Raw genomic sequence first — 12,661 nt, 5'->3', positions numbered from 1 at the left:
TTATTCTTCCCAAATCACTTTTCCGTCTAAGCCTAAATATGTGATTTTTCCTGCTCTCTCTAAGCGAATGATATACCCTTGCACGTACTGACGAGCTTCGAAAGAAGGAGGCAAAATCCAGTTTCCATCTAAATCGGCATAGCCATAAACACCGTTAGTGTACAAAATAGTTTGGGTAGGCAACACAGAAACAGCATCGTAACGAGTAGGCGAAACAAAGTCTCCACTTTCATTTATCATGAGCCAGTAGCCGTTATCTACTTTCTCAAATCCTAAATCTACAATCGTTTCTCCGTATTTGGTCTTGATTTTACGGTTTTTCTTGTATTTTGCTTCATAGTTTCGCATTGCCGTAGCTGAAAAATTCAAACGAACTGTATCTGGATTTTCTGTAGAACGTCGCAAAAGCTGATATTTTTCTCCAGTTTTGACAAAAGCAATTCCATTTCTAAATTGTGTAAGGCTATCAAAATAACTTTGGTAAAGTGGTGAGCCATCTTTTTTGATGTGAATAAAACCTCTTTCCGTTGCCAAACCAATCACTCCATTTTCAAAGCCATTTTTGTATTCTCCAATGGCAGTTACTTTTTGGTAGGGAAGTCTTGACACTCGTTTTCCAGTTTTGTCTATCAAAAACATTTCACCCACTGCCATTCCTTCACCGAAATCAGAGCCAGATGTATAAGCCGATTTTATCACTACTTCGCCTTTTTCATTGATGTACGACCATTTTGTGCCTGCTCTTGACAAATCTACTTTTGCCATTCCGTCGGAAAATGGAAAGGCTTTGTAAAACTGAAAATCAATTACTTTTTTTCCATTTTCATCTACATAACCAAAAAGCTGTTTGTCTTTAGATTTGCCATTTTGCTGAACTGCTATTTTTCCTTCCGAAAATGTCCCAATTTCTAAATATTCCGTTTTCAGAATTTCATTTCCCTTGCTGTCAATAATTCCATACAGCATTTGCTTTGGGTTTTTAGAATCCTTATTTCCTACTTTTGCCCATGAAGTTTTGCCAATTTTTCCAAACTCTTCTATAAAATCATAAGACGGATTTACTAAAAATGTTTCTGCACTTGTATTTGTCTTGATTCCAAATTTACCTCCTTGCTCTACAATCACTAAGTTTTTATTTGCGTTTTCTACAAAATTTCCTTTTTCATCTAAATACAAAACTGCTGAAGAATCTGAAAAAACTTCAATCAGCGCACGTTGTGAATTAGGTTTTTGCAAGTATTTCACAGACGAATAACGAATCGGAACAACTGGTTGCCCAAAAGGGTTAATTACTCCCCAATGTTTATTTTGCTTGACAAAAGAAAGCGTGTCATTGCGCTCGTCCATTCCAATAAAATCATATTCAAATGGAATAATGGTGTTGTTGTGTCTATCAATAGTTCCATATTTGCTATTTGGTTTTTTTGCGACTGTTACAGCATCTTTTACATTATAAATTCCATAAAAATCATTGACTTTTGAAAATTCTAAAGGCAAAATTTCTTTTCCTTCGTGATTGATATAGCCTATTTTGCCACTATTCTTTACTTCTGAAATTCCTTTTTTAGCAAAATAAATTTCTGAAAAATTGTCTTGAATAGCATCGTAACGAGGCGCAACAATGATTTTTCCTGTTTTGTCGGCATAACCTACTTTTCCATTTTGTTCTATCAAAACAAGCTGATTGCTTTGTGCTGTATTTAGGTCAAAAATCTCATCTTCTATAAAGCTGTATTTTTGTTCTAAAATCCAATTTCCATTCGTTTTAATAATTCCATTTTGCTTATAATAGGCATTTTTATTTCCATAACCATCTTCTTCGATGTAGCGACCAGAACTCACTTTTGCTATTCCATTTCTAACTTCATTTATAAAATCGGCTTTAATGGAAGGTTCTAAAATTACTTTTAATGTAGTGTTTTGATTTGCTAAGAATCCCCATAAATTATTTTTTCGGATGATAGCTGTGTTTTCTGAAAACGTACTGATATACTGATATTCAAAAGGCAAAAGAGTTTTGTTTTGTGAATTGATAATTCCCCATTTTCCATTTTTTCTAGCTCTGATAATGCCATTTTCAAGGCTTAGGCGTTCGTATTGAGGAGTTATGATAATTTTTCCTTTGTTATCTACAACACCCACTTGTTTACTTTTTACCATCAATGCCATTCCGTTTTCAAAACTACCGATGTATTCGTATTCTAATGGTAAAATAGCTTTTCCAGTTTTGTCAATGATTCCAAAGTTTTCTCCAGTCTTTACTTTTGCACTTCCATTTTCAAAAGGAAAAATATAAGAATAGGTTGGAGGCAAAATAACTTGTCCTTTTTCGTCCATAAGTCCCCATTTTCCACCTGCTTTTATTGGCAAACGATTTTCAGAAAAGTATGTCATCGAATCTATTGTAGTGCCTGCTATTTGGGTTACCAACAGACCTGCTTTTGTCAAGATAGCATTTTCTTTTGTGCTGTCTGCGTAGGCTCGTGCTACTTCTGCCGTTCTAAAGTCTTCTAACTCTGCATAAAAAAGTTTATTTTGACTGATGAGTTTTCCGTTTTTGTGGTCTATGAGGGCAGCAGCCGAAAGACTACCATTTACGTTGTTTCTTCCCAAAGTAAATCCTGAAATAGGCTCAACAGAAATTACATCAAAACCATCTCTGAAAGCAGGCTCACGCTGTTTGTTGAGCAAGTGCCATTTTTTAGTTCTTGGATTTTGAAACCAACGGTAATCTGTAGAAAGTCTGCCAGCGAGCCGAGCCGTAAAAACTTCTGGTTTGTCTAGTTTTGCATAGTGAGATGGCAAAGTAGCAAAGGAAGAGAAAGTTGTTTTTTTAGCTTCTTTTACATTACCATTTTTTGTGTCAAATTCTATTGCTGTAATTTTCTCATTCTGATAGGCGAAAATATAGGTTTCATTTTTATTATAAATAAAAACATCAATTCCTGTATAAATTGGAGTCAAAATCAGATTTCCTTTTTTGTCTATCAAGCCGTCGCCCTCTTGTGTGGTTACTTTTGTAAAGGGAGAAAATTCTGTAAAATCATAAACAAGTTCGAAGTTTTGAGAAAGGATTTTCTTTCCGTTGGTGTCCAAAATACTCCATTTATTGTCCTCGTTTTTTCCTACTAACAGGCTATTTTGAAGGTTATAGATTTGTGAGTAGGTAGGCTGTAAAATAAATTTTGCATTCTTATCCATTACGCCACACTTTCCATCTTTGCATGCTGTAATTCTGATTTCATTTTTCTCCGTTTCTACTACTTCAAAAAATGAATATTCGGCTGGCGTAATTTCTTTTTTACTCCCTAAATCAAACAAAGACCATTCTGCTGTCGGAGCTTTTAAAGCCAAATAATCCATTGAAAGAGCTACCACAGAAGCATATTGAGGAGAAACAATTACATTGCCCTCTGTATCTGCCACACCCAACGGACGACCAGCTCCAAAACTGACATAACCGTTTGGTAAAAGATTGATGTTGTACAGCTGTTTTTGTGATAATGTTTGGTCTTTTAGATTGGGCAAATATTCTTCTTTTCCTTTTTTAGCCAAAATAACATTTGTCTGAACTTTTACTTTTGGGCTATTCAAAAAATAGGCTGTATCAATGCTTTCTATCAAAATATCAGCCTTTGGACTTATCAAGTTATATTTCTTTGTGTCGTTTTTATATCCTAAAGCGTAGGAATTTCGTATTCTCAAAACTCTATCGAATGCTTCTGTGGTTTTATTTCCATTTTTACTTAAAAAAATATATTTGTTGTCTTCATTTTTATAAGCAATCAGTAAAGAATCTATAACTCTAATTTCAGTTACATTTTCTGTAAAGGAAAATAGAGGTTTTCCAGTCTCATCAGTCGCTATCCACTTACCATTTTTTTTGAGAAGCAGATAATTGAAGTCAGCTACTTCTGCAAAGTCATATTCTAAAGGAATTATTTTTTTAGAATTTTGGTCAATTATGCCCCATTTTCCATCTTTTCGGACAGGCAAACGAGTAATCTCCTGTGAAAAAGAAGGTAGTGAAAATGAAAATAGCAAAATAGAAAGCAGTAGAAAACGCATAGGTTTGAGAGGTTAAGTTAAGAGCTATCACGATTTTTTTATTTGCTTTTCTATAGCGTTGAAGTTTGTAAACCCAACGTTATGAAAAATAACCGTAGCAGCATTAAAGATGATAGACTTTGGTTCTTTTTTTGACTTTGAAAGTCTGAATATACAATAAATTGCATAAAAAAACGCCACTACTTAATAATAATGGCGTTTTTGAAATTACCTTGGTACATCTAACTTCTGTATCATTTCTTTTACTAAATCTTCGCCTGTCAGTCCTTCCATTTCTCGCTCTGGTGTTATCATAATACGATGTCCCAAAACAGGATACGCCACTTCTTGAATATCTTCTGGTGTTACAAACATACGCCCACGCAAAACTGCCATCGCTTTTGAAGCTCTCATAATAGCAAGCGAGGCACGAGGAGAAGCTCCTAAATAAAGCGAACCGTGATTTCTTGTTTGGTAGGTGATTTCGGCAATGTAGTCTAGGAGTTCATCTTTAATATGTACTTCTTCTACAATCTTACGGCAAGCTAAAATATCTTCGCCTTTCAAAACAGGATTGACAATAGAAATATCATTACGCAGCTGATTTTTGAAACGACGCAAAATCTCTTTTTCCTCTTTCAAGCTAGGATAATCTAATTGAATACGGAACAAGAAACGGTCTAGTTGTGCTTCTGGCAAACGGTATGTTCCCTCTTGTTCGATAGGGTTTTGTGTAGCAATTACAAAAAATGGTAATTTCATTTTATAGGTTGTACCATCCACAGTTACTTGGCGTTCTTCCATTACTTCAAAAAGTGCTGCCTGCGTTTTGGCTGGCGCACGGTTTATCTCATCAATCAAGACGACTTGCGAAAAAACAGGTCCAGGTGTAAAGTTAAATTCAGCTTCTTGGAGGTTGTAGATAGTCGTTCCTAAAATATCAGTTGGCATCATATCTGGCGTAAACTGAATCCTAGAAAAATCAATGGAGAGCGTACGAGCCAAAAGTTTTGCAGTAACTGTTTTTGCAACCCCTGGAACTCCTTCTAAAAGCACATGACCGTCAGCAAACAAACTTACCAAAAGCAAATCAATCATCTTGTCTTGTCCGATGATGATTTTATGAACTTCTGATTTTATCCTTGAAACAGACTGATAAATGAAATCTAGTTGTTGATTAGAGGAATTGCTAAAAGTAGAAGATTCTTGTCCTGACTCTGTATTTTGATTTTCTTCTGATTGAAAACCAAGGTTTTGAAACTGATTTTCTGATGCGTTTTCTGAAGTATTGTCTTGCATAAATAAATTTAGATATGAGATTTTAGAAGTTAGATTTTTTGGCTACTAAAATTACTTACAATTTGTATAAAATTCTTGAATCTGCGTATGTATTTTGCGTAAGAGCCATTCCGACACTTCGTGTTGTCCATTTACTTTCTGAATATCACTCAAAAGCAAATCTATAAATTCTCGGCTGATGTCCGAACGTTCGGATAATTTTTTTCTAAAGTCTTCGTCTATATGTTGTGTATTCAAATGATAATGCGTACGAATAAAATCAAAGAATAGACGGATTTTGAGCTGCACAAGGCGTTTGTGGTCTTGTTGTAAATAATAAAGCTGTCCTACGGTTTTGGTAAACTCTAAGGTAGTATTTTCTTCTTTTCTAAGTATTGGAATAATGCGTTGCATTCTTTTTCCTCTGAAAATAATAAACAAAACAGCACTTACCAAAAGCAGATAATATGCCCAAGCAAAAGACTCTAAAGAAAGTATATAGCTTATTGGGCTTTCTCTTCTGCTTTGTTTCTGATACTTTTGTTTGCCTCGTTTGTAGTCATGTGAACGCTCGTCCCACAAAATATTTCCTTCTGGAAGGTAAGATAAAGCTCGCTCTGTATATTTCTTTCCGTCTGCTTGAATAAGATAATAATTGGTAAAAAGAACAGGGTTTTTATGAAAATAGAAATAGCCTTTTCCGTATTTTACACGAATGAAGTTAGTATAAATTTCTTGTTCATCGCTTTCATAGTCATTTTCTTCATACTGATGAGTATCATAGTTAGAGTGTTGTTCTGTGGTTTTTTCATAAAGAAAACCTAGCCTTTCTATGCTTTTGCTATTTTCTTCCATGTTATAGTCATCAAAATAATTCCAATACGTTTTTTCAGAATCATTTCTTATTCTATAATTAAAAGTAAAGTCATTTTCTTTTTTTAATGGAGAATGAATAAAATTGGTAGAAATAATAGAATCATATACATAGAAGTAGTCTTGCTTATAATTTTGCTCTTCCAAATTTAAGCGTATGGAAAGTGTATCTGGAATACTTTTAGCAGCAAAAAAAGCTGTATTTCCTTTTTCAACAAACTTCAAAAGTAAATCTACCTCATCATCCAACAAGAAAGGACTTCGACCTATAAAAACATAAGACGTTGGTATATTTTTTTTGTCTATTTCTTCTTCTGAAAGCGTTTCGGTCAGCAGTTTGTCTATGACCACAAAATCATTATCTGGAGAATAGTCTTTCAAGAGATTAAGAATCATGTAGTTGTTGTAAGGGTCTTTATTTTCTATTTCATATCGCTCACTCCATTCTACGTGATTACTTTTCATATACACATAAACAAAAAAAGTAATTGGAATTAGAGATAAAATCAGTACAGTAATTAAAATATTTGTAAACGTTCTTTTTTCCATAACTAAGGTAGTTGCTAATACTCTTCTTGACCAATTATATTTTTATGCTTAAGGTCTAAATTTACTAAAAATAACATAATTAATTTAGTATTGGCTTATCTTTACAAAAAAACTTTATTAAAAAACAGTAAGAATACCTATGAAAACGCTTTATTTACACGGATTAGATAGCTTTCTGACAGATGAAAAACGAACCATTTTAGAGAAATATACAGATAATTTGATTGCTCCTCTGATAGATTATAGAAAAGACCCTTACACCATTCAGACGCTTTTGGAGCGTTATAAAGATGAAAAAATAGAGCTTGTTATTGGAAGCAGTATGGGTGGACTAACGGTTTATTACTTGTCTTGGTTTTGGCAAATTCCGTGTTTGGCATTCAATCCAGCCTTGCCTTACAGAAGCATTATTCAAGAGTTGCCAGAGTTACCCACTGTTTTAGATGAAAAACCCAATCCAAGAACTGCATTTTTGAGAGTAGTTTTGGGAAGACACGACGATACAATTAAGCCTTTTGATACGCTTCCCCTTCTGATGAGTGATATGAACGAAAACGAGCCGTTATCTATCCATCTTAGAAATGACCTTGCTCACCAAATTCCATTTGATATTTTTGATGAAGAACTTGGCTATTTTTTTAAGAAGGTAAGAAAATAAATTATTAGAGTACTGGACACGATATGAAAACTTGTTGGTGTCATTACACTAAAACGCCGACGAACAGTGTTTTTTCCCTTGTTCTATGACTCACAGAACAGCAAATATCAGTACTCTAATAAATTATACTTCTATCCCTACAAAAGTAATATCATCTCGTTGCTCTGCTGTATGCTGATGGCTTACTAGCTCTTGTTCTAATTGTTCAATCTGTTCTTTTATGGGAAAATGGAGTGTGTCTTTAATGAAATGTGTCAGTTTAAGGCTGCCAAATTTTTCTCCTTGTGGGTCATTTTGGTCGACAAGTCCGTCAGTGGTAAGATAAATTCTTGATTTTTTATCTAACAATAATCTATGTTGTTCAAACGGATTTTTATTGCGCTGTTTGCCTCCTACCGACTTACGAGTTCCCTGTAAACGTTGAACTATATCTTCACTATTTTCAGAGTATTCTACAAAAAACAAAGGACGTTTTCCTCCAGCAAAGATTATTTCTGATTGTTGATTATCAAAATGTATTCTGCACAAACAAATATCCATTCCATCACTATTTGCATTCTCATCTTGACGAAGAGCCTCTATAAACTGTTCGTTGAGCTTGTCTAAAATTTGTGAAGGCTCATAGATTTTCTGTATTTCTACAATCTCAGTTAGTAGTGAGCTGCCTATCATAGACATAAAAGCTCCTGGAACACCGTGTCCTGTACAGTCCACCACTGCTATAAAAAAGTAATCTTGACTTTGGCTTGTCCAATAAAAATCTCCACTTACAATATCTTTTGGTCTGAAGATAATCTTATAATTATCATTTGATAAGCCAGATGGTTTCACTATCTTTTTTTCGCTTGGCAAAATGGCTTGTTGGATAGTCTGTGCGTAGCGAATAGAATCTGTGATTTTTTCATTTTTCTCTGCAATAACTTGATAAGCTGTAGAGTTGCCTAAGGCAATAGCAACATAGGAAGCTAACGAACGCAAGAAAGTAATTTCTCGTTCTGAATATGAGTTTTTTTCAAATGATTGTACTGTAATTACTCCTAAAGGCTTATTTTCCAGTTGAAGAGGTAAATAAACAAAAGACATCGGAATTTCGCCTTGCTGCTCTTGTGCTACTTCATAATCATATTTTTTTCCTTCAGTTGCAAGGTCATTGACGACTATTTCCTTCAAACTAGTAAAACATTTAATAGCAAATGTGTTTTCATCTAAAGCATCGAAGTGATACGGGAGCTTTTCGCCTTTTTCTATAAAGCCTTGAAAACCAATTCGCTGCTGTGATTCATCAAAAATTCCAATACCAAAACCATCGGCTGGCATAAGTGCATTTACATTCTGATAAACAGATTGTATGAGGTCTTCAAGGTTTAAAATAGCTGTGATTTCTTGTCCAATTTCAGATAAAAGTTGTACATTCTTATACGCCTTTTCTACTTCTGCTTTTTGAGCATTAAGGCTGATATTGAGCTTTCTTTGATTTTCACTTTGTGCTTCTATCTCTTCCTTTTGTTGGTTGAGCTGACTATTTTGTTGAACAATTTCTTCATTTCTCTCTAAAAGCTCAGCTGTTCGTTCTTTTACAGTATCTTCCAACTTTTGGTTTTTTCTTTTCAGACGTTGCGTATTGACCCAAATCATTATCCAAATGAACAAACCCAACGCAAAAACATAAATTAAATATGCCCACCAAGTTCTATACCACGGAGGAAGAATAGTGAAAGAGTAGGTAGTTATTTCACTTTCAGCACCATAAATATTTTTTGTCTTTACTTTGAAGGTATAATCTCCTTCGTATAAGTTAGTATAAGACTTTTTTGACTCTGATGTCCAGTTAGAAAACTCTTCATCATATCCTTCTAATTTATAACTGTACCTCACGCCTTCTTGAAAAATAATAGCAGCAAATTGAAATGTTAGGGAGTTGTTATCATAGCTAAATGTTGGCTCTGCATTTTTTGGTTGTTCTGCTATAAAAAAACCGTTTTCATTGATATAATTTCCTGCAAAAAACAAAGAGTCTTCTCCTAAAAACACTTTTCTGATAACTGGCTTAGGAATTTTTTTATAATCATAATTTTTAGCTTTTTGAGGATAAAAACGGTATAAGCCTTCACTCCCTCCTATCCAAACTGTATTTTTACTATCATATAAAATGGCTTGTGTGGACATATCAGGTATTCTTTCAAAAGGTGTAGCATTGATTACGAACTTTCCATCTTTATCCTTTTCTATGCGTTTAGTGTGTCCCTTAGTATCAGCATTTACGATATACAAATTACCATTTGTGTCATGAGCTATTCTAAATACAGACTCGTTTTTTGAAAGATTTTTTCCTAAGGTAGAGTGTGGTTCTAATTCTTTTGTTGTTTTGTTGAACGAATATAATCCGTTTTCTGTACCTACTAAAAGCTCATTTTGATAAGTAAAAACACTTACCTCAGTTCCTTTAGCTACATTTGTGATACTATCAATATGAACAATTTTCTCTAGCTGCAAAGAGTCTGCACTGTAGGGAAGGTGGTAAACTCCTTTTTGAATTGTACCTAACCAAACCTCTTTCTCAAGAACAGTTATGGTTCGTATTTGTGAGTTTTCAATGGGTTTTACTTGAACTATCTTTGCTTCTCTTGGAGCATTAAACTCTACTACTGTAAACCCTCCTCCTCCTGCTAAAATGGCTTTTTTATCATTAAGTTGCTCAAGGACATTTGCACCATTTGAAGGAGTAAGTAGCAAGGCTTTATCCACATCAACATAATACAGATTATTTTGAGTAATTGCATATAAATGTTTTTTTCCATTTATATTAAAGCCTTTTACTCCCCAACAAAAACCTTCTAACCCTTTTACTTTTGTAAACTGATTGGAATCATCAGAGAAAAATAATCCTTTTGTTGTTCCGATATAGATTTTATCTTCAAACTCTTCAATAGAGAGTGTAACTCCATCAAATCCCGATTCTTCTTCTTTAAATACACGCAAAGGTGTTTTGAGTTCTACTTGAGCAATGCCATTATCTGTAGCCAGCCAAATATTTTCAGCTTGGTCTTCAAAAATATATGGAAGGGTTTGAGTAGGAAGCCCAACAGGTTTGTCTATTCTTTTCAAGAGTTTACCTTGTTTGTTTATCAAAAAAGCACCCTTAAAAATAGTAGAGACCAGTATATTTCCATTTTTGAGTGTAATGGCGTGATAAAAAACTGTTGGCGAATCATTTTGTGTAATAGAGTCAATTTCGCTAGGAAAATAAGAAAGTGTTTGGGTAGATAGATTATATTTCCAAATCTGTGATTGTTGTTGTGTAAAAATTAATAATTCTTCATTACTATAACTCACAATCCCCCCTATCGTAAGATTTTTGAGAGTATCTGTGCCTGCTAATATTTTGACATTCTTATCTGCTGCATTTAAGACACTCAAACCTTTATCTTTTTGATTAAAATAATAATTGTCTTTGTGTAATACACCTCTCATTGTCGTGGCATCGACTAATATATCGTCTATCTTCTTTGTTTTGAGGTCATAAATAAATATGTGTTTTGCTGTATGAAAAAAAACAGCCTCATTGGTAGCATTTATTTCCCAAACATCGCCAAACTCTTTTGATTCTGATGCAAAATCTTTAGTCAAAGTAACAAATTCCATTTCTGAAGTAGAATCAGAAGGAATCAGATAGCCAAAATCATTCCTACCTCCTACATAAATTTTTCCTGTAAGGTCTTTGCCTAAAGAGCGTACAACAACTGCATTTGGTAGTTTTATAGTCTTCCAGTTTACTCCATCGTAAGTATGAATACTTCGTGTACCAAAATACATAACTCCATTGTCTGCTTGTACGATACTCCATACTTGAGGATGTCCTAAATAGGCTTTAGGAGTATAGAAATTCAAAAACGGCATTCCAATATCTTTTGCTTCTATGTCTTGTGCAGAAGATAAGGGAACAAACAAGAAAAATAAAAGTAGTGAAAATAGATAACGCATTCTTAGAAAGTAAAAGCAAAAAATAGCGACAAGGGAAAATATAGAAATAACGTTTTCTTAATCAATAATACGAAATTTATTGAAATTAAGGAAAAATGCTAAATAATTACGCTAATTAACTATTTTTTCTGATATTTTATTTGCTCTCTTTTAAGAAGGCTTAGGGACTGGGGTAAAATTATGTTTTGTAAGCTACAAATGGTAAATTTCAGTTTGTATCTTACTATTCTTTTCAAAAATGTCTTGGTAATTCAAAAAAATATCATTTGGGCTAGTGTAAAACAAAAATTTAAACAAACTCTTAAGATAGAAGGGAAAGAGTAATCTATTTTTATTCTTCTTCTGAAATTTGTTCTTTTAGATTTTGATTTTTACGAAGATTACCAACAAGTTCTTCTATAATGAGAGGATAATAAAGATGCTCTAAAGCATGGATTTTTTGGGCAAGCGTTTCGTAATTATCTTTTGGGTCAATATTTACTTTTTCTTGGAAAATAATCTGTCCTTCATCATAATTTTCATTGACTAAGTGAATGGTAATACCAGACTGACTTTCTTTATTTTTGATGACAGCTTTATGTACATTGTCTCCATACATTCCTTTTCCACCATATTTGGGAAGCAAAGCAGGGTGAATATTGACAATGTTATCAGGAAAGTTTTCCACAAAATTGGAGGGAATTAGCCACATGAAACCAGCCAAGACAATCAAATCTATCTCCTTACACTTGAGGAAATTGAGGACACTTCCTGTTTTGTAGAGTTCGTCTTTTTCAAATACAGCAACTTCTACTCCTAATCTTTTGGCTCTTTCAATAACGAAAGCATTGGGATTGTTGGATAAGACAACGAAAGAAACATCCTTTTGTAATTTGAAATGTTCAATAATTTTTGCAGCATTTGAGCCATTACCAGAAGCAAAAATAGCAATTCGAATCATAGAGAGTAGATATATACAATCAAGAATAAAGTGTTTAGGAAAAGATAGGTTAAAGACAGTTTCATTTTTTATTGATAATTCATTAGTTTATTGTTTACAAGACTTTTATTTTTTGCAAAAAATGAATGACATCTATTCTAATCCTTACGAACAGATTTAATGATTTGTTTGATTTCAGAAGTACAAAGCTATAAAAAAAAACTTCAATATTGAGCATATTATTTTAACTCTGTAGCAATAAAAAAAGTCTTGTAGAATAATCTACAAGACTTTTGATAAACTAGCGGTCTGGACGGGACTCGAACCCGCGACCCCATGCGTGACAGGCATGTATT

The 12,661-nt window shown here is 33.6% G+C and carries 6 protein-coding genes; 1 reads left to right on the top strand and 5 read right to left on the bottom strand.

Translation table 11 applies throughout. From position 1 onward, the window contains the following. The 3 genes from QZ659_RS16090 to QZ659_RS16080 all read right to left on the bottom strand — a co-directional run bounded on the left by QZ659_RS16090 (position 1) and on the right by QZ659_RS16080 (position 6,747). Complete coding sequence (locus QZ659_RS16090) at positions 1–4,068, bottom strand: WG repeat-containing protein (RefSeq protein ID WP_291727311.1); 4,068 nt, start codon at positions 4,066–4,068, stop codon at positions 1–3. Positions 4,069–4,275: 207 nt separating this feature from the next. Continuing rightward, complete coding sequence (locus tag QZ659_RS16085; protein ID WP_291727309.1) at positions 4,276–5,346, bottom strand: AAA family ATPase; 1,071 nt, start codon at positions 5,344–5,346, stop codon at positions 4,276–4,278. A gap of 51 nt (positions 5,347–5,397) precedes the next feature. Continuing rightward, positions 5,398–6,747, bottom strand: a complete 1,350-nt coding sequence (locus QZ659_RS16080; RefSeq protein ID WP_291727307.1) for a DUF4350 domain-containing protein — start codon at positions 6,745–6,747, stop codon at positions 5,398–5,400. Between the two features lie 139 nt (positions 6,748–6,886). Between QZ659_RS16080 and QZ659_RS16075 the strand changes: the two genes are divergently transcribed. After that, entirely contained in the window at positions 6,887–7,405 is a 519-nt protein-coding gene (locus QZ659_RS16075) for a YqiA/YcfP family alpha/beta fold hydrolase (RefSeq protein WP_291727305.1), read from the top strand. A 123-nt stretch (positions 7,406–7,528) separates the two neighbouring features. Here QZ659_RS16075 and QZ659_RS16070 read toward each other — a convergent pair whose 3' ends face one another. Continuing rightward, the gene (locus QZ659_RS16070; protein ID WP_291727303.1) at positions 7,529–11,386 is read right to left on the bottom strand and encodes a SpoIIE family protein phosphatase; all 3,858 of its coding nucleotides are present in this window, start codon (positions 11,384–11,386) and stop codon (positions 7,529–7,531) included. 331 nt (positions 11,387–11,717) lie between these two features. Then, complete coding sequence (purN, locus tag QZ659_RS16065; protein WP_291727301.1) at positions 11,718–12,326, bottom strand: phosphoribosylglycinamide formyltransferase; 609 nt, start codon at positions 12,324–12,326, stop codon at positions 11,718–11,720. Between the last annotated feature and the right edge of the window lie 335 nt (positions 12,327–12,661).

It is taken from the genome of Bernardetia sp., from assembly GCF_020630935.1.
In the GTDB taxonomy this organism is placed as follows: domain Bacteria; phylum Bacteroidota; class Bacteroidia; order Cytophagales; family Bernardetiaceae; genus Bernardetia.
This window is presented reverse-complemented; position numbering and strand designations above follow the sequence as displayed.

Coding starts and splice junctions, on each gene's coding strand:
- QZ659_RS16090 (WP_291727311.1), bottom strand. CDS start 4,068: ATGCGTTTTCTACTGCTTTCTATTTTGCTATTTTCATTTTCACTACCT.
- QZ659_RS16085 (WP_291727309.1), bottom strand. CDS start 5,346: ATGCAAGACAATACTTCAGAAAACGCATCAGAAAATCAGTTTCAAAAC.
- QZ659_RS16080 (WP_291727307.1), bottom strand. CDS start 6,747: ATGGAAAAAAGAACGTTTACAAATATTTTAATTACTGTACTGATTTTA.
- QZ659_RS16075 (WP_291727305.1), top strand. CDS start 6,887: ATGAAAACGCTTTATTTACACGGATTAGATAGCTTTCTGACAGATGAA.
- QZ659_RS16070 (WP_291727303.1), bottom strand. CDS start 11,386: ATGCGTTATCTATTTTCACTACTTTTATTTTTCTTGTTTGTTCCCTTA.
- purN (WP_291727301.1), bottom strand. CDS start 12,326: ATGATTCGAATTGCTATTTTTGCTTCTGGTAATGGCTCAAATGCTGCA.